We start from the raw sequence: 22996 nt of genomic DNA, 5'->3' as shown, positions 1-22996 counted from the left end.
CGGGATTACTCAGTGAGCTTATTCGTCTTCATCGTGCGGTGAAACCAGCTTCACCACCCGAATCTGATCGACACGATAGTTATTGGCCGCCGTAATCGTGATGTGCAGCGATGGCAGCTCAATCACATCGCCAACATGCGGGATCTGTCCGTTGACAGCAATCACCAGCCCCGCCACCGTCGCGATATCATCATCCACCAGGTTATCCAGCCCCAATGCATGCTGAAACGCGTGCAGGTCGGTAGTACCCTTCACCAGCCAGCCGTCACCATCCGCCACAATTTCCGGCGTTTCATCGGCGTCCGGGAATTCACCAGCAATCGCTTCCAGCACGTCCAGCGGCGTGACCAGCCCCTGTACCACACCAAACTCGTTGGTCACGATAACGAAGCTACCGCGCGCCCGACGTAGTACGCCCAGCAGGTTGATAGGGTCCAACGTGTCCGGGACGATAATCGCCGGTGTTGCCGAGGCGATTGCCAGGACGTCTTCACCGGCTTCAAGCGCCACCAGCAGCTCTTTAGCACGCACGATGCCGACAATTTCATCCAGCTCGCCCCGACACACCGGGAACAGGCTGTGCGGCGATGACAGCAGCTGCTGGCGGATTTCTTCGGTACTGAGGTCAGCATCCACCCAGCTAATTTCCCCACGCGGGGTCATAATGCTGCGCAGCGAACGAGAGGCCAGCGTCAGAACGCCGTTAATCATATAGCGCTCTTCTTCCACGAACGCGCCTTCCGGCACCGGCATCGTCGGCTGTTGACCTTCGTCATTTGCCGCATTCACCTGCTTACGGTTGCCCATCAGACGCAGAATGGCATCCGCGGTACGTGCACGTAACGGCAGCGTCGACTGGTGACGAATGAAGTTACGACGGGCAATCTGGTTGAACAGTTCGATAATTATCGAGAAGCCAATCGCCGCGTACAGATAGCCTTTCGGAATGTGGAAACCAAAGCCTTCGGCAACCAGACTCAGGCCGATCATCAACAGGAAGCTCAGACACAGCACCACCACCGTTGGGTGCTGGTTGACGAAATTCGTCAGCGGCTTCGAGGCCAGCAGCATCACGCCCATCGCAATCACGACCGCCGCCATCATCACCGGCAGATGGTTCACCATCCCGACAGCGGTAATCACCGCATCAAGCGAGAAGACGGCATCAAGTACGACAATCTGCGCTACCACCACCCAGAAGCTGGAATAGCCTTTACCGTGCCCGGAATCGTGCTGGCGGTTTTCCAGCCGTTCGTGCAGCTCGGTCGTCGCTTTAAACAGCAGGAATAGGCCACCAACCAGCATAATCAGGTCACGCCCGGAGAACGTCTGCCCCCAGACGCTGAACAGCGGCGCGGTCAGCGTTACCATCCATGAAATGACGGAAAGCAATCCCAGACGCATCACTAACGCGAGCGACAGGCCAATCAGACGCGCTTTATCTCGTTGTTTTGGCGGTAGTTTATCGGCAAGGATGGCGATAAACACCAGGTTATCAATACCAAGAACGATTTCCAGAACGACAAGCGTCAATAATCCAGCCCAGATTGACGGGTCCATTAGCAATTCCATAAACCACTCCAACGAGAGACGAGACGAGTCATCGCTATGTCATGTTTAAGCGAGACGATACCAGACGATAGAAAAGCGTGGCGCAAAAGGCCGGGAGGTGCGTCGCAAAAGCGAACGAGTGCGAAAAGGCGTCGGTGACGATCCATACATCGGGCTGATGCCCTATACTCCTGTGTAATTAAACGAAGCATTAACATACCAAAATCAAATGACATTTTGGCAGAGATTTACGAGTCTTTGCAAAATGTAAGGTAATTTTTTACACCACAAAATAATTGCGGCCCTTTAACTAAATTACGGATCTTCATCACATTAATTATTCTTTCACTGTCTAAAATAATTCTCGGTAGTTATTTATTTTTTTGTCTCTAACCCTTGTCTGAATCGATTCGGTAACGCATCGGCTCATGAATGTATCAGCCCTACTGATACACACGATAATAAAGGAGGTAGCAAGTGACGATTGCTATTGTAATAGGCACACATGGTTGGGCAGCAGAGCAACTGCTGAAAACGGCAGAAATGCTGTTGGGCGAGCAGGACAATGTTGGCTGGATCGATTTCGTGCCTGGCGAGAATGCAGACACGTTAATCGAAAAATACAATGCGCAGCTGGCTAAGCTTGATACCAGCAAAGGCGTGTTGTTCCTTGTCGACACCTGGGGCGGTAGCCCATTCAACGCGGCAAGCCGCATTGTGGTTGATAAAGAAAACTATGAAGTGATCGCGGGCGTCAACGTACCGATGCTGGTCGAAACCTTCATGGCGCGTGACGACAACCCAAGCTTTGACGAACTGGTGGCGCTGGCGGTGGAAACCGGTAGCGAAGGCGTAAAAGCGCTGAAAGCCAAACCTGTCGAGAAAGCTGCTCCGGTTGCGGCTCCTGCAGCACCGAAAGCCGTCGCTCCGGCGAAACCAATGGGCCCGAATGACTACATGATTATCGGTCTGGCGCGTATCGATGACCGTCTGATTCACGGCCAGGTTGCGACCCGTTGGACCAAAGAGACTAACGTCACCCGCATCATTGTCGTCAGCGATGAAGTTGCCGCCGATACCGTGCGTAAAACTCTGCTGACTCAGGTTGCTCCTCCAGGCGTAACGGCACACGTTGTCGATGTCGCCAAAATGATCCGCGTTTACAACAACCCGAAATATGCGGGCGATCGTGTGATGCTGCTGTTCACCAACCCGACCGACGTTGAACGTATCGTCGAAGGTGGCGTGAAACTGACCAGCGTAAACATTGGTGGCATGGCATTCCGTCAGGGCAAAACCCAGGTCAACAACGCCATTTCCGTTGATGAAAAAGATATCGAAGCCTTCAAGAAACTGAACGCACGCGGTATTGAGTTGGAAGCCCGTAAGGTCTCCACCGATCAGAAACTGAAAATGATGGATCTGATTGCTAAAGCGGATAAATAACCGCTTGGGCAACGTTTTTTAGCTTTCACACTTAAGTCTGTATACGCAATAGGAGAAGTACAATGGAGATTACCACTCTTCAGATTGTGCTGGTGTTCATCGTCGCATGTATCGCGGGTATGGAGTCGGTACTTGATGAATTTCAGTTCCACCGTCCGCTGGTGGCCTGTACGCTGATCGGTGCCGTTCTCGGGGACATGAAAACCGGTATTATCATCGGTGGTACCCTTGAAATGATCGCGCTGGGCTGGATGAACATCGGTGCTGCAGTAGCGCCAGATGCCGCATTGGCCTCAATTATTTCTACCGTTCTGGTTATTGCCGGTCACCAAAGCATTGGTGCAGGTATCGCTCTGGCGATTCCACTGGCAGCAGCAGGCCAGGTTCTGACCATCATCGTTCGTACTATCACCGTTGCCTTCCAGCACGCGGCGGATAAAGCGGCGGAAAACGGTAACCTGACGGCCATCTCGTGGCTGCACGTCTCTTCCCTGTTCCTGCAAGCAATGCGTATCGCTATCCCAGCGGTTATCGTTGCCGTATCCGTAGGTACCAGCGAAGTTCAGGGTCTGTTGAACGCCCTGCCAGAAGTGGTCACCAGCGGTCTGAATATCGCCGGTGGTATGATTGTGGTAGTTGGTTATGCGATGGTCATCAACATGATGCGCGCAGGCTACCTGATGCCGTTCTTCTATCTCGGCTTCGTTACCGCGGCGTTTACTAACTTCAACCTGGTTGCTCTGGGTGTGATTGGTGCAGTGATGGCCATCCTCTACATTCAGTTGAGCCCGAAATATAACCGCGTAGCCGGTGCGCCAGTTCAGGCTGCTGGTAATAACGATCTTGATAACGAACTGGACTAACAGGTGAGCGAAATGGTTGATATGACTAAAACTACCACCACCGAGAAAAAACTCACACCGAGTGATATTCGTGGCGTGTTCATTCGTTCTAACCTGTTCCAGGGTTCATGGAACTTCGAACGTATGCAGGCGCTGGGCTTCTGCTTCTCTATGGTTCCCGCGATTCGTCGTCTGTACCCAGAGAACAACGATGCGCGCAAACAGGCCATCAAGCGTCACCTGGAATTCTTTAACACCCATCCATACGTAGCAGCGCCGGTACTCGGCGTAACGCTGGCGATGGAAGAGCAGCGCGCGAACGGCGCAGAGATCGACGATGGTGCTATCAACGGTATCAAAGTTGGTCTGATGGGGCCGCTGGCAGGCGTGGGTGACCCAATCTTCTGGGGTACCGTACGTCCAGTATTTGCAGCACTGGGTGCCGGTATCGCGATGAGCGGCAGCCTGCTTGGGCCACTGCTGTTCTTCATCCTGTTCAACGCAGTACGTCTGCTGACCCGTTACTACGGCGTGGCTTACGGCTACCAGAAAGGGATCGATATCGTTAAGGATATGGGCGGCGGCTTCCTGCAGAAACTGACTGAGGGGGCATCTATCCTCGGCCTGTTTGTCATGGGGGCATTGGTTAACAAGTGGACGCACGTGAACATCCCGTTGGTGGTTTCGACCATCACCGGTCAGGATGGTCAGACTCGTGTTACCACCGTGCAGACCATCCTGGACCAGCTGATGCCGGGCCTGGTACCGCTGCTGCTGACCTTCGCATGTATGTGGCTGCTGCGTAAGAAAGTTAACGCCCTGTGGATCATCATTGGCTTCTTCGTCATTGGTATCGCAGGTTACGCTGTCGGCCTGCTGGGTCTGTAATATCTGTAGTATGCCGGGGGCCCTGCCCCCGGTTTTTTTTATCTGGAGGCTTAATGACAATCACGGATCTGGTACTGGTTCTCTTTATTATTGCGATGCTGGCATTTGCCATCTACGACCAGTTCATCATGCCCCGCCGTCATGGCGCCACTCTGTTATCCGTTCCACTGCTGCGCGCTGGCCGTGTCGACAGCGTTATCTTCGTCGTACTGATCGTTATCCTGGTTTACAACAATGTGAACAACCACGGTGAATTAATCACCACATGGTTATTATGTGCACTGGCGCTGACTGGATTTTATCTGTTCTGGATCCGTAGCCCGAAAATTATCTTTAAAACCGAAGGTTTCTTCTTTGCAAATGCCTGGATTAAATACAGTCGAATCCAAAAAATGAATTTATCGGAAGATGGTGTACTGGTGATGCAATTAGAACAGCGCCGTCTTCTTGTTCGCGTAAAGAATATTGATGACCTGGAAAAGATTTACAAACTTCTTGTTAATTCTCAATAAGTTATAATATAGCCATCGCTATATCTGTGCTATTTTCAAGCAGATCAATTATAGCGTTGGCTATGTTTATTCCGCGAAATATCCCTATATTTGTTAACCTCCTGATTACGCAACAAATCTAAATGAAAATCGTTATCATTAAACAATGAAATAAGCAAGCCCAGTGTTGTTTTATATTCTAAAAATATGTTAAGGTTGCGCCCGTCGTTGGGGAGTAGCTAATTTCCATTAAATGGAAATGTACGTGTCAACATACTCGTTGAAAAACGTGGTGCGTACGGATTACATCGTAGTCAAGCGAGACCATAGACGCATTTACTGCTGATTACTGGGGGCAGGAATGTGTCGTATGGAAACTTCCCGGTCTGGACCTTCGCATGAACTTAACCGCCACGATCCTTCTCGCCCTTGGTATGTCAATGGATGCGTTCGCTGCATCAATTGGTAAAGGCGCCACGCTGCACAAACCAAAATTCTCCGAAGCCCTGCGTACTGGCCTTATTTTTGGCGTCATTGAAATGCTGACACCGCTTATCGGCTGGGGTCTTGGCATGCTCGCCAGTCAGTTCGTCATGGAGTGGAGCCATTGGGTCGCTTTCATTTTACTGGTATTCCTCGGTGGCCGTATGGTACTGGAAGGTTTCCGCGGTGGAGATGATGCCGATGAAGCAGAAACGCCACGTCGTCATGGCTTCTGGTTGTTGGTCACCACCGCCATCGCCACCAGCCTGGATGCGATGGCCGTCGGCGTAGGTCTGGCATTCCTGCAGGTCAATATTCTCGCTACTGCGTTTGCCATCGGCTGCGCGACCTTCTTGATGTCCACCTTAGGCATGATGGTGGGTCGCTTTATCGGCCCACTGCTTGGCAAGCGGGCCGAAATTTTGGGCGGGATTGTATTGATTGCTATCGGTGCGCAGATTCTCTACGCCCACTATATGGGTTAATCCGCCTCTCTTTGCCAGGCGTGAATCGCGAAATCCGTCTGGCAAGCAAACTGTGTCTGCTCCGCTAACCTCTCCCACACTTCCGGCTTCGCCCGCCATGCAAACGGCGTCATCTGTAAAAGCGTCACCGCTTCCTGACCGGTCAGTTGCATTGGATAAGCCAGCGCATCGTGGCTTTGCAAGGTAAAACCATCCAGCACTTCTGAATGCGGCGCGTGAAGCTGTACTTCACTATAAATCAGCCCTTTCAGCTCAACCAGATGCCGAGGTCCCGGCGTCACGGTGATAACCCAACCGCCCGCTTTAACCACCCGCTTCAGCTCTTGCGGATTACAAGGCGCATAAATACGCACCACCGCATCCATGCTGTTGTCAGCAAAAGGGAGACGTTGACTCGATGCCACGCAGAAATCTACCTGTGGATAGCGCTTCGCCCCGTAACGAATCGCGGTTTTCGACACGTCCAGTCCCCAGGTTACCTGCGCAACATCAGCAAACGCGTGGGTGTAGTACCCTTCCCCACAGCCAATATCCAGCAGGTGTTCAGGTTTAATCGCGTGCAATTTAGCGCTGATGGCATCGCGAAGCGGCTGATAGTGCCCGGCATCGAGGAAGGCGCGGCGCGCCTGCATCATCTCGGCGCTATCGCCAGGATCGCGGGAGCGTTTATGCTGTACTGGCAGGAGGTTAACGTATCCCTCTTTCGCCCGATCGAACTGATGACGCTGCGGGCAAAGATAACTATTGCCGCTGCGGGCTAACGGCGCATGGCAAAGCGGACAACTGTAGGACATAGCAACTCCGGCTCTATTTCAAAGGGCGAAAGTGTACCGCTATTCAGGCGTAGGAGAAAGGTGAAGCGAGGGACATAAAATGATAAAGCCCCGCATTAGCGAGGCTTTATGTCTGATGATGTTGCGCTAACGCGCCGCAAGATCAGTGACTGTCGAATCAGATAGCGGTTACGTTAACAGCCGCTGGGCCTTTCTGGCCGTCCTGAATTTCGAACTCAACGTTCTGACCTTCAGCCAGAGTTTTGAAGCCGTTACCCTGGATTGCAGAGAAATGTACGAATACATCTTTGCTGCCGTCAGCAGGAGTAATGAAACCAAAACCTTTAGACTCGTTGAACCACTTAACTTGACCTTTAATCTTTGCCATTTGCAAAATTCCTTAGAGTGTTTTCTGCGCCCGCAGGCGTTTTCATAGATAAAACTGAGACATGACTGCATGCGGCACTAATATAAGGTTCGGCAGAGAAGCGGTATTCAACGTCAACGTGTTTACTCAGAACTTCTTTACTGATAATGCCATACATAAACAGAACTGTACCTCGTTTAACCCAAAACGTGTTATCACATACAACGTTAATAATGGCAAGCCATTTTTAAAGGTGTCTCGATCAGCCGCACAAATCCCAACAATTCCGTTGTCTCGAGGCGCATTTCCCTACAACGAAACGCAATGTTCAATGAATGTTAGCCGATCTGAAATGTGACCTAGCTTACGGTAACGTAAGACATTTTTAACATAGACCAACTTTTTTTCAGCGTCCAGATTAACCTTATCGCCTCAAAAATTTTTTATATCGTTAGATTATTTTCGCTATAACATTTTCGCATGCCGATTAGCCCGTCAGTTATAAGTGCCCTGTTCGAACCCGTCGACCAAACGATGAGCATACAACTCACAATCACATCTTATATTGCACCAAAATAATGAAAGTTTCGTGACATTGCTTCATTACAAAGCAATAAAAACGTTTCGCTATTATGCCGCAGATTATGCTTAACCCGTCGGGTGATTAATTAACCACTTCGTACAGGGTTAATACGAACAATAATAGCAATGCGTGATGAATAGAATCATTGAATGATTTATAGGCAACAATAACATAACGTTATAGATTAGGCCGTCTGACGGGAGAGAATATATCCTTTGTCGATTGCGCTATAAGCGTGACATGTGACGTAACGGCTGAGAGCAAGGAGAGCGGAAATAGCGCGCACCAGGAGGGTGCATCGAACGGTGTCCGGCAGCCTGAATCAGGCTGCCCGGCGCTGACTGACAAAAATGCTATCGCTCCGCCACCAGGCGGATAAAATCATCTTTGTTTTCGTCTTCAACTTCTTCTGCCTTTGGTGCCTCTTCTTCCTTTACTTCCGGCTCATTGGCTTCGCATAGACGACGCAGCAGCGCATTCTGGCGCTTTTGCTGATCGAGCAGCGATTCAAGGAGTTCAATTTGCTCGTTAGCGCGGGAACTGGTGCGATTCACAAAGAACCACAACACCAAACCGACTAACAGCAGCAGGAAGGAAAATGCCAGAGATACCAGATTTAATGCCCCAGAACTTACAAGATCACTCATTTTACCACCTCAAAAGGAACGATCTATTCTACCACTCACATTGCGGAAGGAAATCATAGACGGTAAAAATGTTTTACCAGGGTATAAACCGGTTAATGCTGCAAATGCCGCTGAAAAACTGAACATCCTGATCGCACATTACGTTGATCATCTGTGTCCAGAGCAGCAGGCAGGCGGCAATCACGAGTATTAGTAATACCCACCGAAACTTTTTCACTCCACTCTCCGCATGAATTCTTATTCAGATGCAACCAAGTTAGCATGCTAACCTTAAACCGCGGCTAACTGTAACGGCATCTCGCGCTTTTAGGAATCATAGACTTGTGTCAATCCGTTATCGCAGTAACGTAGTATTCATGAAAGAAATAATAGAAGAGGAATTCTTATGCGCCTGTTTATCAGAACTATCGTTTTTCTGGTTATCGTATCGATCGGGGTGCTCCTGAGCGGTTACGGCGTACTGGTGGGAAGCCAGAAAACGGCTGGCGGCCTGGGCCTACAGTGTAAGTATCTGACAGCCCAAGGTTATAGCACCGCATTTTATCTGCACGGTGACAATGGTGTGGTCGGTCGTTCGAGCTGCCCGCTGCTGAGAAAAAGTACAAGCGTGGTCGATAACGGCTAAAAATAAATAAAAAAAAGCCCGGTTCAACGCCGGGCTTTCTTATCGCTGACTCAGAACGGGTAGTCGTTGTATCCCATCTGCTCTGAAATTTTACGCGCTGCGGTATGCAGCATCGCCACATACTCATGCAGGCGTTCTTCAGAGAAACGCAGCGTTGGGAAAGAAATACTCAACCCGGCGATCACCACACCGAAACGGTCGAATACCGGTACGCCGATACAGCGCAGCCCTTCTTCCTGTTCTTCGTTATCTTCACCCCAGCCCTGTTTACGTACCTGCTCCAGAACGGTAATCAGTTCATCGGTATTAGCGATGGTGCGTTCGGTGCTGCATTTATACTCAACGCCTTCGAGGATCTGACGAACCTCAGCCGTATCACGCCATGCCAGCAGTACTTTACCAATCGCGGTGCTGTACAGTGGGTTACGGCGACCCACGCGAGAATACATACGCAGGTTGTACATGGAGTCGATTTTATGAATGTAGACAATGCTGTCTTCATCCAGGGCGCCCAGGTGAATGGTCTCTTTCGTCAGACGAGAGAGCTCACGCATCTGGATATCCGCACTGCGAATCAAATCGACGTTTTGCAGGGCACGCGCACCTAGCTCAAACAGCTTCAGCGTGAGTGAATACTTTTCGGATTCCCCTTCCTGGGCAACGTATCCCAATGATTTCATGGTTTGCAAAAAGCGATAGACGGTGCTTTTCGACATCATGACACGTTGCGACAGCTCAGTAATACCAATTTCGCGTTCTTCGCCAAGTGCCTGCAGGATACCAAATACCTTGAGTACCGAAGAGACAGAATCTGGTTGTTTGTCCAAATCCGTTGCTGACATTTATCACCTCATCGCAACTGTTTTATAAAAATTAGAACCGGTTTTTATTATAATTTCGCAATGCCTCCGTAGCAATGAAACTTCTGTGACCTGGTTACAAATCTACGACATTCAAATGAATAATCGATGCTAGAATCATTCTCTGGATAATAATTTACACGAAAACAAGTTTCTAACATGACTCGAAACCTGATTGATGGCCTTCCAACCCCTCAACGTTACGGGGCCATTCTTACCATTGTTATCGGTATCACAATGGCAGTATTGGACGGGGCTATTGCTAACGTCGCGCTACCCACTATAGCGACAGATCTAAATGCCTCACCTGCAGCATCCATCTGGATAGTCAACGCCTACCAGATAGCAATTGTTATCTCCCTGCTCTCCCTCTCCTTCCTCGGCGACATGATTGGTTACCACCGCATTTATAAAGCAGGTCTGGTGGTCTTCACGCTGGCTTCGCTGTTTTGCGCGTTCTCCAACTCCCTGGAAATGCTGACGTTAGCGCGTATTCTGCAAGGCTTCGGCGGTGCCGCGCTCATGAGCGTCAACACGGCACTCATTCGCCTGATTTATCCGCAGCGGCAGTTAGGTCGTGGGATGGGAATAAACTCCTTCGTAGTCGCGGTCTCTTCGGCCGCAGGCCCGACTATCGCCGCGGCGATCCTTTCACTCGCCAGCTGGCAGTGGCTTTTCTTTATTAACGTTCCGCTGGGGATTATTGCCTGGTTACTGGCCGTCCGCTTCCTGCCATCGAACGGTACCCGCAGCCAGTCGCAACGCTTCGACCTACCGAGCGCGGTGATGAATGCGCTCACTTTTGGTTTGCTTATCACGGCACTAAGTGGGTTTGCCCAAGGACAGTCCATCAAAGTAGTGGGGCTGGAAATCGTTGCGCTGCTGGTGATTGGCTTCTTCTTCGTCCGTCGCCAGCTACATCTTCCGGTACCGTTATTGCCGGTCGACCTGCTGCGTATTCCGCTATTCTCACTCTCCATTTGCACCTCTATCTGCTCTTTCTGCGCGCAAATGCTGGCAATGGTGTCGCTGCCGTTCTTCCTACAGTCGGTTGTCGGACGTACCGAGGTCGAGACAGGATTGCTGCTGACGCCGTGGCCGCTGGCAACCATGGTGATGGCCCCGCTGGCGGGATATCTTATCGAGCGCGTTCATGCAGGTCTGTTGGGGGCGCTCGGCATGGCCATTATGGCCTGCGGTTTGTTTGGGCTGGCGCTGTTGCCATCGTCACCGAGCGATATCGATATTATCTGGCGTATGCTGTTGTGCGGCGCAGGCTTTGGCCTCTTCCAGTCACCGAACAACCACACCATTATTGCTTCCGCACCGCGTAACCGCAGCGGCGGCGCCAGCGGCATGCTCGGTACCGCACGATTGCTGGGACAAAGCACCGGTGCAGCGCTTGTCGCCCTGATGTTTAATACCTTTGGCAACGGTGGTACTCACGTATCACTGCTGTTGGCCGGTACGCTGGCCGTCGTCGCCACGCTGTTCAGCGGGCTACGCGTCACGCAACCGCGCGCACAAAGCTAACCCCCTCTAGAGCGCCATACCTCAAGGGGTATGGCGCATTGCCTATAGACCCTCATCCAAATCTTCCAGCAGGCGGTTGCGGAAGATAAACAGGCAGGCTTCGTTAAAATTTGTGGCACCAAGACGTTCATAGAGCGCCGTTCTTTCCCGGTAAAGTCCCTTAACCGACACCTTCAATACACCCGCAATTTCCTCCATCGTCATCCCTGCGTTAAGCATGCGCAGCATATTTTGTTCATGCGCACTGAGCCCGAGATTCTCAAGCCAGACTGGGGTCAGGCGTTTACTCTTCATATTAAGAAATAGCGTGAACAGGCCTGCCATATCTGCTGATGATGGTGATGTGTTTAAAAACATCTTCAGACTAAACAGCTGTGACTCCCGCTGACGCATATCCAGCATCACGCAATAGACAGGTTTCCTGGCCTTAACGGCATTCAGAATCAGGTAGTCATAACAACGCAGCGGCGAGCGGCTGTCGATCAGTACAGAATACTCGTCGGCCTGACTTTCAAAAACCTGGTGGTTAATCGAACTGAGTTGGATGATGTCAGGGAAAAATATTTTTATACCTTTGACGAGATAACAATCCTGCGTCACTAACAGTATTGATGTTGCCACAATCATCCCTTTATATTTTCAAACAAGAACGTCCATGGAAGAAGTAGATAGAATGCCGCCTCACAATATCTTTATTATGACAATAGGGCTCTACCACCTTTAATAAAGGTGTATTTAATGAGACCCCCCTCTCTAAAAAGATGTATCATTACGACTAGTGAGGTTAATTATAATTAAATTGCAACAGAGTAAAAGAGAGCATTCTGGACATTAGGAATTTCTGTCACAAACTGTCCCAAATGTGCCCATAAAAGCCTGAAAAAGAATTCTAAAATGGAGTTGCAAAAAGAGTTTTAAAAAAATCAAAAAACAATAAAATCACGAAATATCAATGCCATACAAATCAAATCTCGAATGAGAAATTACAAAAAATCCGAATCATCACAGATAAATCCTAAAACATTAGCCTTCCACGCACATATTTAACAACAATCCTATCAGGTGTATATTACCTGGCACTCCCAGCCCTTAATAAGGAAACTACTTATTTCCATAAAATAATCCGACCATCGCAAAGTGCAATCAGGACAAATGCGTTCATTACCTTACCTTTCAGCCTGTGCTGGAAGGCGGATAGGTTTTGCAGTGACTTTTGATACACCAATGGCTAATAGATATGGAAAGTACAATTCATTTCAATAAATCACACCTTTATCATCGTGCAACATTGTCGATTTCAATTAGCCTGTTATTACTTTTCCCTGGGCTAGTACTGGGCAGTGAATCGATATATGACCAACAAATTCAACAGGCACGCGACGGGAATTATGCGCCGTACCTCCTTTATGTTCAGCGCTATGAGCAACATCATTCGCTAACCTCACAGCAGGTTGCGGATTGGTTGCAGGTAGCCTCCTGGGCGGGGCGAGATCGGGACGTTATTCATCTCTGGCAGCGTTATCAGGTTTATATGCCAATGCCCGCACGCGCTATCGCGGCAGCGGCACAGTCCTGGCGCAATCTTCATCAGTGGGAAAATGCGCTCCCGCTCTGGGAGCAAGCCATCGCTCTGGCCCCGGATAACGATGATTATCGCATCAGCTACGTGAAAACGTTGGCCGACGCTCGCAGGGATGCGCTCGCTCTGCAGGAGGCGCAGCGCCTGCTCGCGTCAAAGCCGAGTCTCGCGCATCTGCAGGCGCTCGCGTATGTGTATCAGCGTCAGGGGAAAAATGCCGACCAGCTTTTGGTTAATACGCGAATACTGAACCGCGGCGAGGACACCCCTGAAATACGGCAGGAATGGGTCGACGCGCTGACACAAAACCGGATAGATAGCCCCGCCCTTTCCTTTTCGCGAGAAATTACGCCGTCGCCAGCACAACAACGCCGCCTGGCGTTGAATGATGCCGCCAGCATGGTCCGCGTGACTGCGCTGCCAACACGCACGGAGCAGGAGCGTTTTTTACTCCCCCAGCGTACTCTGAGCCGCTATCACACTCTGCTAACGCGCTGGGAGGCCCAACCCGATGCACAGGCGGACAGATATCGCGCACAAATCGATAGACTTGGCGCCCTGTACGCTAACGCCGATTACCCAGGCGTCATCAGCGCATATCAATCGCTTATTGCGCAAGGCCAGCCTGTTCCTGATTGGGCTATCGGCTGGGTCATTTCGGCTTATCTCGAACAAAAAAATGCTGACGCCGCGTTTGCACTACTGGCACCGCATCCGCACTATAAGCCCGATCCCGACGACGATCGGCAGGATCTCTTCTTTGCCCTGCTGAATACTGGCCATTATAAGGCCGCGCATGAGTACGTTGATAGCATCGTGAAACAGACTCCCTGGGCCCGCTATGACTACGGAGACCCATCGCCGCAGCCAAACGATAGATGGCTTACCGGTCAATCCCTCTATTTTCAGTATCTGCTGCAAACCCACTCGTTGCCTGAAGCGGAGACACTCGCCCGGCATCTGACATCGACAGCGCCGGGCAATCAAGGGCTGAAAATTGATTACGCCACCTTGCTTCAGGCTCGTGGGCTGCCCCGCGCCGCAGAGCGTACGCTAAAGATGGCAGAGGCGCTGGAGCCCACCAACATCGAGCTGGAGCGTCAGCAGGCGTACGTGGCCATGGACCTTCATGAATGGCAACAAATGGAACAGCTCACCAACGATGTCGTTGCCAGAACGCCAAGAGACACCGATTCTCGCGACCTGGAAAGAGTGCGTAACCTGCACCATTTTTCAGAGCTGAAACTGAATATGGGCAAAGGTCTTCATTCCGATAACCCCATTAGCGGTTCGCACGACCTCTCCTGGGATGCTACCCTTTACGGTCCACCGATTGCCGATAGCTGGCGTCCTTTTGCGGGCAGCCGTTTTACTCAGGGGCAGTTTGATGAAGGCAAAGGCGTAAGTCGTCAACAGTTTGGCGGTATCGAGTGGCGACCGCGTGATTTCTGGGCCGAGGCGGAAGTGTCCTCTATTCAGTTTCACGGCACCCGCAAAACGGGCGCCCGGCTTTCCACCCGCTATAGCCTCGACGATAGCTGGCAGGTTGGCGGCAACCTCGAACGGATTTCCACCACCACCCCGCTGCGTGCGTTGCGTAGCGGTATTAGCGCTAACCGAGGCGAGGCCAGGCTCCGCTGGTATCAGAACGAACGACGCGAGTATCGTCTCAGCGCGGCGTTAAGCGACTTCTCTGACAACAACCGTCGACAGGAATATACCCTCAGCGGTTCAGAACGCCTGTGGCAGACACCGGTACTGACGCTTTCTCTGATGCCTGAATTCTCGGCCAGCACCAACAGCCGGACCGATACCGATTATTACAACCCAGCCCGCGATTTCTCCGCTGCCGCGACGTTTTCCCTCGAAAATCTCATGTACCGCCATTACGACACGCTCTGGAGCCAACAGCTGCTCGCCGGAGGGGGCGGCTACTGGCAAAAAGCACAGGCTCCCGGCGCGATAACCCTCGTCGGCTACGGTCAGCGGATCCAGTGGAATAACGTCGTAGATACCGGCGTGGTGCTGAGCTGGGACAAGCGCCCTTATGACGGCAAGCGCGAAAGTAACCTCGCCATCGCCGTTGATGCAACGATACGTTTTTAAGGATGATTATGTTGAACAGAAGTCTTGGTTGCCGCCTGGTTTTCGCCAGTTGGCTGTGCCTGAGCGCGGCAGTCTGTGCCAAAACGCTGACCTTTATTCCGCCACACGATAGAACCCCGCTGGAGGCGGAAAAACCGTGGCCGACCAATCGTTTTCTGGTACTGGCTTACCACGATGTCGAAGATGATGCCGCCGATCAGCGCTATTTGACGGTACGAACCAGTGCCCTCAACGATCAGATTAGCTGGCTGCTGCATAACGGTTATCGGGCCATCAGCGTTCAGGACATTCTGGACGCACATAACGGGCGTAAGACGCTGCCACCCAAAGCGTTTCTGTTGAGCTTTGATGATGGCTACAGCAGTTTTTATAGCCGCGTCTGGCCGTTGCTTCAGGCCTGGGACGTCCCCGCGCTGTGGGCGCCGGTAGGAAGTTGGGTTGATACGCCAGCGGGACAGGCGGTTAACTTCGGCGGGCTGATGACCCCGCGTGAACGCTTTGCGACCTGGGATATGGTCCGCGAATTGAGCCACTCTTCGCGGGTCGAAATTGGCGCTCATACCTGGGCTTCCCATTACGGTCTCCCGGCGAACCCTCAGGGTAGTCTCGAACCCGCCATCGCCAATCGATTTTACGACAAAACAACCGGGCGTTATGAAACCGACGCCCAGTTCGACCAGCGCATTAGCAAAGACGTACGCCAGGTGACCGATAAAATCGAACAGGTAACCGGCAAAGCACCGCGCGCCTGGGTGTGGCCTTACGGCGAGGCAAACGGTACGTCACTTGCCATCGCAAAACGCCAGGGCTATCAGTTGGCCTTTACGCTTGCCGATGGGCTTGGCGACGTGCGCCATCTTGATAATATTCCTCGCCTGCTTATCTCGGGAAATCCGTCTATCAAGACGTTTGCCAGTACGGTCACACAGGTTCAGGAGCAGGACCCCGTCCGCGTGATGCACGTTGACCTCGACTATGTATACGACCGCGATACCGCGCAGCAAACCCGCAACCTCGATAAACTGGTGCAGCGCGTCTACGACATGAAAATCACCCACGTATTTCTGCAGGCGTTTTCTGACCCGGCTGGCGACGGCAAAATTAACGCGCTCTATTTCCCCAATCGCCATCTCCCCATGCGCGCCGACCTGTTTAACTTTGTCGCCTGGCAACTGCAAACCCGCGCGAAGGTCCAGGTCTTCGCCTGGATGCCCGTACTTTCCTTCAACCTCTCCGCTTCACTTCCCCGCGTACAGCGTTGGGACCCGAAAACCCAGCGCGCGCTGATATCAACCGAACCCTACGTGCGGCTCTCGCCGTGGAATGCGCAAACGCAGCAGCAGATCATCGATATCTATCAGGATCTCGCCCGGTACGCCCCCTTCAACGGCATCCTGTTCCATGATGACGCCGTGCTGACGGATTACGAGGATATCAGCCCAGATGCCCTGCAAGCGTGGCAAAGCACAGGTCGCTCGTTCGATATGCATCGCTTTCAGCAAAATTCGTCTGCCCTGCACGCCTGGACTCGTTTTAAAAGCCAGAAGCTTATCGATTTTACCCATCGCCTGAGCCTGGCCACTAAAGCGATTCGCGGTCCACAAATTAAAACGGCACGCAATATTTTCGCGCTGCCGCTTATTTCGCCTGAAAGCGAAGCCTGGTTTGCGCAAAATCTGGATGATTTTCTCCAGGCCTACGACTGGACCGTACCGATGGCAATGCCATTGATGGAGTCCGTACCCGCGAAATACAGCGAACAGTGGCTGACGCGGGTGGTGAACGCCGTCGCACAGCGGCCAGGGGCGCTTAACAAAACCATTTTCGAGCTACAGGCCAGGGACTGGAACCAACATAGCGCCATTGCGGATAAGCAGATGGTGGCATGGATGCGTCTGCTTCAGCTGCAGGGCGTTAAAAATTACGGCTACTACCCCGACGACTTTATCCATAACCAACCTGATATTTCACAAATCAGGCCTGAATTTTCATCGTACTGGTACCCAAACAAATGACCGATCGTCTACTCGCTTTTTGTATTTTATGTCTGGTTTTCGGGCTACCGTTTGGCGTCGCCGCCGTGTTTACCGGTGAACTGATTCTGGATTTCGTCTTTTTCTGGCCGCTGTTTATGTCGGTGTTATGGATAACCGGCGGGCTCTATTTCTGGTTTCAATTGGAACGACACTGGCAGTGGAGTCACGACACGCCTGCGCCATCACTGCCGGGTAACCCGATGGTGTCGATTCTGATCCCCTGTTTTAACGAAGCTCAGAACGCTCGCGAAACCATCGCGGCCGCCATGGCCCAGCGGTACCCCAATATTGAAGTTATCGCCATTAACGACGGTTCTTCCGATAACACCGCTGCCGTATTGGCGCAAATAGCACAAGAACATCCGGAGTTGAGGGTTATTCATCTGGCGGAAAACCAGGGGAAAGCGGTAGCCCTGAAAGCGGGCGCCGCAGCGGCCAGGGGTGACCTGCTGGTGTGTATTGACGGTGATGCCCTGCTTGACCGCGATACTGCTGCCTATCTGGTGGCGCCGTTGATTCAGTATCCCCACGTCGGCGCGGTCACCGGCAACCCACGCATTCGCACACGTTCTACGCTTATCGGCCGCATTCAGGTGGGGGAATTCTCATCCATTATCGGGCTTATCAAACGTACGCAGCGGATATATGGCCGCGTATTTACCGTTTCCGGCGTCATTGCCGCCTTTCGCCGACAGGCGCTGGCCGAGGTGGGCTACTGGAGCCCGGACATGATAACCGAAGATATCGATATCAGCTGGAAGCTCCAGCTTCATCACTGGGACATCTTCTTCGAACCGCGGGCGCTGTGCTGGATTCTAATGCCGGAAACCTTAAAAGGCCTGTGGCGACAGCGGCTTCGCTGGGCACAGGGCGGCGCAGAAGTGTTTCTGGTGAATCTACGCATTCTGACCCGCTGGGAGCATCACCGCATGTGGCCGCTGTTTGCCGAGTACGCCCTTTCAACATTCTGGGCCTTTGCCTACGCAACAACGGTGCTGCTGTTTATCCTCAGCTATCTCGCCCCGCTTCCGGAAAATCTGACGGTGGAGAGTCTTTTCCCACCGGGCTTTACCGGCATGCTGCTAGGGGTCATGTGTCTGCTGCAATTCGTCGTCAGTTTGTACATTGAGCGGCGCTATGAAAAACAGGTCGCAGGGGCCCTGTTCTGGGTCATTTGGTTCCCGATGGTTTACTGGATGATTGGGCTATTTACCACCGTCGTTGCCTTTCCCAAAGTCATGCTGAAACGCCAGCGTGCAAGAGCGCGCTGGGTAAGTCCGGATCGTGGAAAAAGGAGCATTTGATGAACGAGAGTACGTTAATTTTAACCGAGCACCGACCGTTTCCCCGGCTTTTTGATGCCGTGCTCACGGCGCTCGCCTGGTGCGGTTTTCTGTTTTTTCTTTACGCCAATCTGCTGATGCAGTTTACCGAGCAGAAATATGGCAGCTGGGATGCGATTACCGGTTCGTTTAATGCAGTGCTGGCCTATTTGCTGATTGCCGCGCTTAACGGCTGGCTGCTGATTATCTGGTACCAGTACAACCGACGGCGCTCCCACGCCCGCCGTCATACCCGGCTGTTGGCGCTGCCGCGGGACGAACTGGCAAGAAGCTTTGAGGTCGAGCCACAAATCATTTCGGAGATGAGTCGCAATAATCTGCTCACGGTCTATCACGATGGAATTGGCCGCATTATTGATTTAAAGATTAATCGGCTGGAGGTTGATGAGGCGTAAAAACAACAATGCCAGTCGTGTTACCGACTGGCATTCTTAGAAACCCCGAGGGATTATTTCATGTACTCGCCGCTGCGCAGCGCTTCAATACGCTTATCCAGCGGTGGGTGAGTCATGAACATTTCGCTCAACGATTTAGATTTACCGTTGATGCAGAATGCCATCATGCTGCTGGCTTCCTGCGGCTCATAGCTGGTTTTCAGACGCTGCAGCGCAGCAATCATCTTCTCGCGACCCACGAGCTTTGCAGAACCCGCATCGGCGTGGAATTCACGGTAGCGTGAGAACCACATGGTGATAATGCTCGCCAGAATACCGAACACCAGCTCCAGTACCGTGGCCACCGCGAAGTAAATCAGCGGGTTACCATTGCTGCTCTCTTCACCATCATCACGGTTGCCGCCAAGGAAACCGGCTGCAAGCTGTGCGATAACGCGAGAGATAAAGATAACGAAGGTGTTCACGATGCCCTGAATCAGCGTCATGGTCACCATATCACCGTTAGCAATGTGGCTGATTTCATGGGCGATGACTGCTTCGGCTTCGTCACGGCTCATGTTTTGCAGCAGACCGGTGCTCACGGCCACCAGAGATGCATCACGACGTGCGCCGGTAGCAAAAGCGTTCATGTCCGGCGCGTGATACAGCGCAACCTGTGGCATCGCAATGCCCACCTGCTGCGCCTGACGTGCAACGGTATCCACCAGCCAGCGTTCCTGTTCAGTACGCGGCTGCTCAATCACCTCACCACCGACGGATTTCAGCGCCATCCATTTCGACATCATCAATGACACAATGGAACCGCCAAAACCAAATAACAGCGCCATAATCAGCAGGCCGGTCATGCTGCTCGACTGAATTCCTGTCAGGCTTAGCACCAGCCCAAACACAACCATCACCGCCAGGTTGGTCATCAGGAAGAGCGCGATTCGCATCATAATTTACTTTTAACCTCTTTTTAACAAAACGCACTATGCGATTACCCATATCGTAGGGGCAATCCGGGAATTTTCAACGATTACGTTAGGCTAAGTCACGAGAAAGACACAACTTTACATTTTGTAGCATAGTTGTTTACGAGAAGAAGAGAGAGATAAAAAAACAGGCACAATTGCTTGTGCCTGTTAGTGTCTTACTTGCTCGCCGCCGGCTGTTCTGCTGGGGCAGCCTTCTCAAGTCTTGCCAGATCGATGGCAATATCCACCGTCTCGTCAAGATATGGATCCGGCTCTTTGTAGTCTTTTGGCAGATCTTCCAGTTTCTTCAGCGCTGGCTTACCTTCTCGCTTGTAGCGATCGTTAATTCGCGCCAGACGGGTTGCATCGTCCTCTTCGTTCTCTTTCTCACGCTGGGCGTAGTTCAGAGACACGATACTGCGCTTATCCTTCAACGCGTTGAAGTGGGCAATATCTTTGGCGATGTACTGGAACTCTGGATCTTTCGCGATGCGATCGCTATGCAGCTTCAGCAGTTCTGGTTCAAACGGTTTCATGTCGCCAGACTTCACATAGGTGGCAGCATTAATGCTGTCCCACGGCAGTGCGTTGTCTTCAAACTTCTCACCGGTTTCGGTCTCTTCCGTGCCGGTAGGCATCATGATATCTGGCGTAACCCCTTTACGTTGGGTACTGCCGCCGTTGATACGGTAGAACTTCTGAATGGTGTACTGGACGGAGCCCAGCGCCGGCCATTCAGGACGCAGCATCTGATCGTAGATACGGTTCAGCGAACGGTACTGCTGAACGGTGCCTTTACCGAAGGTCGGTTCACCGACAATCAGCGCACGACCATAGTCCTGCATCGCCGCGGCAAAGATTTCCGACGCCGAAGCGCTGAAACGGTCGACCAGCACCACCAGCGGGCCTTTGTAATACACGACGCCGTCAGTATCGCTGTCTTCACGAACTTTGCCGTTGTTATCACGAACCTGTACCACCGGGCCGGAAGGAATGAACAGACCGGAGAGCGAAACCGCCTCGGTCAGCGCACCGCCACCGTTGCTACGGAGATCGATAATCACGCTGCTGACGTTCTGTTTTTCCAGTTTCTGCAGCTGAACCTTCACATCTTCTGTGAGGCCAACGTAGAACCCTGGAATATCCAGTACGCCAACTTTATCTTTACCTGTACCTTTCACCGACATTTTCACCGCGCGGTCTTCAAGACGAATACGCTCGCGGGTCAGGGTCACGATACGGGTTTTCGAACCTTTGCCTGCTGGCAGGACTTCCAGACGCACTTTGCTGCCCTTCGGTCCTTTAATCAGCGCGACCACATCGTCGAGACGCCAACCGATGACATCGACCATGCCTTTACCGGCCTGGCCAACACCAACGATACGGTCGCCAACGCTTATCGCCTTGCTCTTCGCCGCTGGACCGCCTGCCACCATGGAGTTAATCACGGTGTAGTCATCGTCCATCTGCAGCACCGCGCCGATACCTTCCAGAGACAGGCTCATTTCGGTATTAAACTGCTCGGTATTACGCGGAGAGAGGTAGTTGGTGTGCGGGTCAATTTCGCGCGCAAAAGAGGTCATCGCCAGCGAGAACACATCTTCGCTGTTGGTTTGCGCCAGGCGGCGGATCGCGAACTTATAGCGACGCGCCAGCGTGTCGTGGATCTCTTTATCGTCTTTGCCCGCAAGCTTCAGGCTCAACTGGTCAAATTTGACCTTGCCATCCCAAAGCTTATTCAGTTCTGCTTCATCTTTCGGCCACGGCGCTTTGCTGCGGTCAAGATTAAAGGTATCGGTGCCGGTGAAATCCATCGGGCGCTCAAGCACCTTCAGCGCGTACTGATAGCGCTCAAAACGGCGTTTTTGCGCCAGATTGTAGAGATCGTAAAAGACATCGAGTTTGCCAGAACGCAGCTCATCGCCAATCTGCCCTTTCTTCGCTGAGAACTGCTCAACGTCGCTGGCCAGCAGCACATTATGGCTATAGTCCAGCAGGTTCAGATAGCGGGTGAAGATTTTGGCTGAAAAAGCCTCGTCGAGATCGAACTGGCGGTAATGAGAACGGGTAAAGCGCGAGGTTACGCGCTCGCTCACCGTTGCGTGTTGAGTCTCTTCCTTAAGGATAGGAAGCTGATCAACACGGGTAATATCTTCCACCGCTAAGACCTGGCCTGTTATCAATAACAGACCAGCAAGCGCGGAGAGCCTAAAAAATTTGTTCATGCCTGGCCAGGCCTCCGTTTCAGAACACCAGGTGTTCTGCGCGTACAATCATTGACATACCAGAAGTAAGCTGAACGCGAACGCCATCTTTGGTGATTTCCAGGATGGTGGCATCCATGGCGTTATTGCCGGCTTTAACTTTCAGGGACTGGCCGACTGTCAGCGCGGACAGATCGGATACCGGGGTAAACTTCTCTTCGCGAACTTCGCGAACTGGCTTAGCAGCAGGTTTAGCTGCGGCGGCGCGTGGTTTACGTTCGGCCCCTTCTTTACGACGTACTGGAGGACGTGGTTTACGCTCACGACGTGGCGCGTCACCCTGTTCGCCCGCAGCAGCAGCCGCTTCGCGTTTTTTCGCCTGCTGTTCAGCGCGCTGCGCCTGAACGCGAGCTTTCGCTTCTTCAAGCTGCTGACGCGCATGCGCCACGTGCTGTTCGTCGAGTTCGCCGCATGGGTTGCCGTCGAGATCAACGCGTACGGCACCCGCTTTGATACCGTAGAGGTAGCGCCAGCTTGAAGTATAAAGACGTAATGCGGAGCGCAGTTGAGTTTTGCTGAGGTTCATTTCCCCTTCAACACGCGCTACGAGATCCTGAAAGATACCGACTTTCAGGGGGCGAGCCTCGCCTTCCGCACTAAAGCACTGCGGGAAACGTTCGGCCAAAAATGCGATAACTTCTTTACTGCTGTTCAACTTAGGTTGATTTTCCATGAAATTTCCTGATTACAACGGACGTAGCCAACAAGCCGCAGGCATGAACAGGCGACATTATAATGACGCA

Annotated in this window: 21 protein-coding genes, 1 pseudogene and 1 riboswitch; of the genes and pseudogenes, 11 read left to right on the top strand and 11 right to left on the bottom strand. The window is 52.1% G+C overall.

Features of this window, described 5'->3' with window-relative positions:
* Positions 1-18: 18 nt before the first annotated feature.
* Positions 19-1572: a CNNM family cation transport protein YoaE gene (gene yoaE, locus ACH1XZ_RS03620; protein WP_395594353.1), complete on the bottom strand. Its 1554-nt coding sequence runs from the start codon at positions 1570-1572 to the stop codon at positions 19-21.
* Positions 1573-2028: 456 nt separating this feature from the next.
* On the opposite strand from yoaE, the gene manX reads away from it, so the two are divergent.
* From manX to mntP, 5 genes are all read left to right on the top strand, one after another.
* On the top strand, positions 2029-2997 hold the full coding sequence (manX, locus tag ACH1XZ_RS03615) for a PTS mannose transporter subunit IIAB (protein WP_395594352.1): 969 nt from the start codon (positions 2029-2031) through the stop codon (positions 2995-2997).
* A 62-nt stretch (positions 2998-3059) separates the two neighbouring features.
* Positions 3060-3860, top strand: coding sequence for a PTS mannose/fructose/sorbose transporter subunit IIC (locus tag ACH1XZ_RS03610; RefSeq protein WP_035891636.1), 801 nt, complete (start codon positions 3060-3062; stop codon positions 3858-3860).
* A 12-nt stretch (positions 3861-3872) separates the two neighbouring features.
* Positions 3873-4727, top strand: coding sequence for a PTS mannose transporter subunit IID (locus ACH1XZ_RS03605; protein ID WP_035891638.1), 855 nt, complete (start codon positions 3873-3875; stop codon positions 4725-4727).
* A 53-nt stretch (positions 4728-4780) separates the two neighbouring features.
* Positions 4781-5239, top strand: coding sequence for a DUF986 family protein (locus tag ACH1XZ_RS03600; RefSeq protein ID WP_123652023.1), 459 nt, complete (start codon positions 4781-4783; stop codon positions 5237-5239).
* 197 nt (positions 5240-5436) lie between these two features.
* A riboswitch (yybP-ykoY riboswitch) is annotated at positions 5437-5599 on the top strand.
* A gap of 17 nt (positions 5600-5616) precedes the next feature.
* Positions 5617-6186: a manganese efflux pump MntP gene (gene mntP / locus ACH1XZ_RS03595; RefSeq protein ID WP_395594351.1), complete on the top strand. Its 570-nt coding sequence runs from the start codon at positions 5617-5619 to the stop codon at positions 6184-6186.
* On the opposite strand, the gene rlmA is transcribed toward mntP, so the two are convergent.
* From rlmA to mgrB, 5 genes and pseudogenes are all read right to left on the bottom strand, one after another.
* Positions 6183-6980 carry a 23S rRNA (guanine(745)-N(1))-methyltransferase gene (rlmA, locus tag ACH1XZ_RS03590; protein ID WP_395594350.1) on the bottom strand — a complete coding sequence of 266 codons (798 nt, stop codon included), beginning with the start codon at positions 6978-6980 and terminating at the stop codon, positions 6183-6185. The genes mntP and rlmA overlap by 4 nt on opposite strands.
* A gap of 157 nt (positions 6981-7137) precedes the next feature.
* Positions 7138-7347: a transcription antiterminator/RNA stability regulator CspE gene (gene cspE / locus ACH1XZ_RS03585; protein WP_001062678.1), complete on the bottom strand. Its 210-nt coding sequence runs from the start codon at positions 7345-7347 to the stop codon at positions 7138-7140.
* 12 nt (positions 7348-7359) lie between these two features.
* Positions 7360-7504 (bottom strand): annotated as a pseudogene (locus ACH1XZ_RS03580) (DUF2627 domain-containing protein).
* Positions 7505-8262: 758 nt separating this feature from the next.
* A complete protein-coding gene (locus ACH1XZ_RS03575) occupies positions 8263-8556 on the bottom strand; it encodes a YebO family protein (RefSeq protein WP_395594349.1) in 294 nt (97 codons plus the stop codon).
* A gap of 73 nt (positions 8557-8629) precedes the next feature.
* On the bottom strand, positions 8630-8773 hold the full coding sequence (mgrB, locus tag ACH1XZ_RS03570; RefSeq protein WP_035891646.1) for a PhoP/PhoQ regulatory lipoprotein MgrB: 144 nt from the start codon (positions 8771-8773) through the stop codon (positions 8630-8632).
* A 168-nt stretch (positions 8774-8941) separates the two neighbouring features.
* Here mgrB and ACH1XZ_RS03565 point away from each other — a divergent pair, with 168 nt between their 5' ends.
* Positions 8942-9181: a YobH family protein gene (locus ACH1XZ_RS03565; RefSeq protein ID WP_035891647.1), complete on the top strand. Its 240-nt coding sequence runs from the start codon at positions 8942-8944 to the stop codon at positions 9179-9181.
* Positions 9182-9231: 50 nt separating this feature from the next.
* Here the strand turns inward: ACH1XZ_RS03565 and kdgR are convergent, their stop codons facing one another.
* A complete protein-coding gene (gene kdgR, locus ACH1XZ_RS03560) occupies positions 9232-10023 on the bottom strand; it encodes a DNA-binding transcriptional regulator KdgR (RefSeq protein WP_035891649.1) in 792 nt (263 codons plus the stop codon).
* Positions 10024-10200: 177 nt separating this feature from the next.
* On the opposite strand from kdgR, the gene ACH1XZ_RS03555 reads away from it, so the two are divergent.
* On the top strand, positions 10201-11574 hold the full coding sequence (locus tag ACH1XZ_RS03555) for an MFS transporter (protein WP_395594348.1): 1374 nt from the start codon (positions 10201-10203) through the stop codon (positions 11572-11574).
* Positions 11575-11616: 42 nt separating this feature from the next.
* On the opposite strand, the gene ACH1XZ_RS03550 is transcribed toward ACH1XZ_RS03555, so the two are convergent.
* Positions 11617-12183, bottom strand: coding sequence for a helix-turn-helix transcriptional regulator (locus tag ACH1XZ_RS03550; RefSeq protein WP_395594696.1), 567 nt, complete (start codon positions 12181-12183; stop codon positions 11617-11619).
* 628 nt (positions 12184-12811) lie between these two features.
* Between ACH1XZ_RS03550 and pgaA the strand changes: the two genes are divergently transcribed.
* From pgaA to pgaD, 4 genes are read left to right on the top strand one after another with little or no spacing between them, the layout of a single operon-like run.
* Positions 12812-15259 carry a poly-beta-1,6 N-acetyl-D-glucosamine export porin PgaA gene (gene pgaA, locus ACH1XZ_RS03545; RefSeq protein WP_395594347.1) on the top strand — a complete coding sequence of 816 codons (2448 nt, stop codon included), beginning with the start codon at positions 12812-12814 and terminating at the stop codon, positions 15257-15259.
* An 8-nt stretch (positions 15260-15267) separates the two neighbouring features.
* Positions 15268-17274, top strand: coding sequence for a poly-beta-1,6-N-acetyl-D-glucosamine N-deacetylase PgaB (gene pgaB, locus ACH1XZ_RS03540; protein ID WP_395594346.1), 2007 nt, complete (start codon positions 15268-15270; stop codon positions 17272-17274).
* Positions 17271-18599, top strand: coding sequence for a poly-beta-1,6-N-acetyl-D-glucosamine synthase (gene pgaC / locus ACH1XZ_RS03535; protein WP_395594345.1), 1329 nt, complete (start codon positions 17271-17273; stop codon positions 18597-18599). Before pgaB ends, pgaC begins: the two co-directional genes overlap by 4 nt.
* Positions 18599-19033 (top strand): poly-beta-1,6-N-acetyl-D-glucosamine biosynthesis protein PgaD, encoded by a 435-nt coding sequence (gene pgaD, locus ACH1XZ_RS03530; RefSeq protein WP_395594344.1) that lies wholly within the window; start codon positions 18599-18601, stop codon positions 19031-19033. Before pgaC ends, pgaD begins: the two co-directional genes overlap by 1 nt.
* A 53-nt stretch (positions 19034-19086) precedes the next feature.
* Here the strand turns inward: pgaD and htpX are convergent, their stop codons facing one another.
* The 3 genes from htpX to proQ form a co-directional block, all read right to left on the bottom strand.
* Entirely contained in the window at positions 19087-19971 is an 885-nt protein-coding gene (gene htpX, locus ACH1XZ_RS03525; protein ID WP_395594343.1) for a protease HtpX, read from the bottom strand.
* Between the two features lie 194 nt (positions 19972-20165).
* Complete coding sequence (gene prc / locus ACH1XZ_RS03520) at positions 20166-22214, bottom strand: carboxy terminal-processing peptidase (RefSeq protein WP_395594342.1); 2049 nt, start codon at positions 22212-22214, stop codon at positions 20166-20168.
* 19 nt (positions 22215-22233) lie between these two features.
* Entirely contained in the window at positions 22234-22926 is a 693-nt protein-coding gene (gene proQ, locus ACH1XZ_RS03515) for an RNA chaperone ProQ (protein ID WP_035891662.1), read from the bottom strand.
* Between the last annotated feature and the right edge of the window lie 70 nt (positions 22927-22996).

It is taken from the genome of Kluyvera chengduensis, from assembly GCF_044197065.1.
In the GTDB taxonomy this organism is placed as follows: Bacteria; Pseudomonadota; Gammaproteobacteria; order Enterobacterales; family Enterobacteriaceae; genus Kluyvera; species Kluyvera ascorbata_C.
Note: the sequence above shows the minus strand (reverse complement) of the source record. Positions and strands in the feature narration are given on the sequence as shown.

Coding starts and splice junctions, on each gene's coding strand:
- pgaC (WP_395594345.1), top strand. CDS start 17,271: ATGACCGATCGTCTACTCGCTTTTTGTATTTTATGTCTGGTTTTCGGG.
- ACH1XZ_RS03565 (WP_035891647.1), top strand. CDS start 8,942: ATGCGCCTGTTTATCAGAACTATCGTTTTTCTGGTTATCGTATCGATC.
- ACH1XZ_RS03610 (WP_035891636.1), top strand. CDS start 3,060: ATGGAGATTACCACTCTTCAGATTGTGCTGGTGTTCATCGTCGCATGT.
- ACH1XZ_RS03575 (WP_395594349.1), bottom strand. CDS start 8,556: ATGAGTGATCTTGTAAGTTCTGGGGCATTAAATCTGGTATCTCTGGCA.
- pgaA (WP_395594347.1), top strand. CDS start 12,812: ATGGAAAGTACAATTCATTTCAATAAATCACACCTTTATCATCGTGCA.
- cspE (WP_001062678.1), bottom strand. CDS start 7,347: ATGGCAAAGATTAAAGGTCAAGTTAAGTGGTTCAACGAGTCTAAAGGT.
- proQ (WP_035891662.1), bottom strand. CDS start 22,926: ATGGAAAATCAACCTAAGTTGAACAGCAGTAAAGAAGTTATCGCATTT.
- pgaD (WP_395594344.1), top strand. CDS start 18,599: ATGAACGAGAGTACGTTAATTTTAACCGAGCACCGACCGTTTCCCCGG.
- ACH1XZ_RS03605 (WP_035891638.1), top strand. CDS start 3,873: ATGGTTGATATGACTAAAACTACCACCACCGAGAAAAAACTCACACCG.
- prc (WP_395594342.1), bottom strand. CDS start 22,214: ATGAACAAATTTTTTAGGCTCTCCGCGCTTGCTGGTCTGTTATTGATA.
- yoaE (WP_395594353.1), bottom strand. CDS start 1,572: ATGGAATTGCTAATGGACCCGTCAATCTGGGCTGGATTATTGACGCTT.
- ACH1XZ_RS03600 (WP_123652023.1), top strand. CDS start 4,781: ATGACAATCACGGATCTGGTACTGGTTCTCTTTATTATTGCGATGCTG.
- ACH1XZ_RS03555 (WP_395594348.1), top strand. CDS start 10,201: ATGACTCGAAACCTGATTGATGGCCTTCCAACCCCTCAACGTTACGGG.
- kdgR (WP_035891649.1), bottom strand. CDS start 10,023: ATGTCAGCAACGGATTTGGACAAACAACCAGATTCTGTCTCTTCGGTA.
- htpX (WP_395594343.1), bottom strand. CDS start 19,971: ATGATGCGAATCGCGCTCTTCCTGATGACCAACCTGGCGGTGATGGTT.
- rlmA (WP_395594350.1), bottom strand. CDS start 6,980: ATGTCCTACAGTTGTCCGCTTTGCCATGCGCCGTTAGCCCGCAGCGGC.
- pgaB (WP_395594346.1), top strand. CDS start 15,268: ATGTTGAACAGAAGTCTTGGTTGCCGCCTGGTTTTCGCCAGTTGGCTG.
- mntP (WP_395594351.1), top strand. CDS start 5,617: ATGAACTTAACCGCCACGATCCTTCTCGCCCTTGGTATGTCAATGGAT.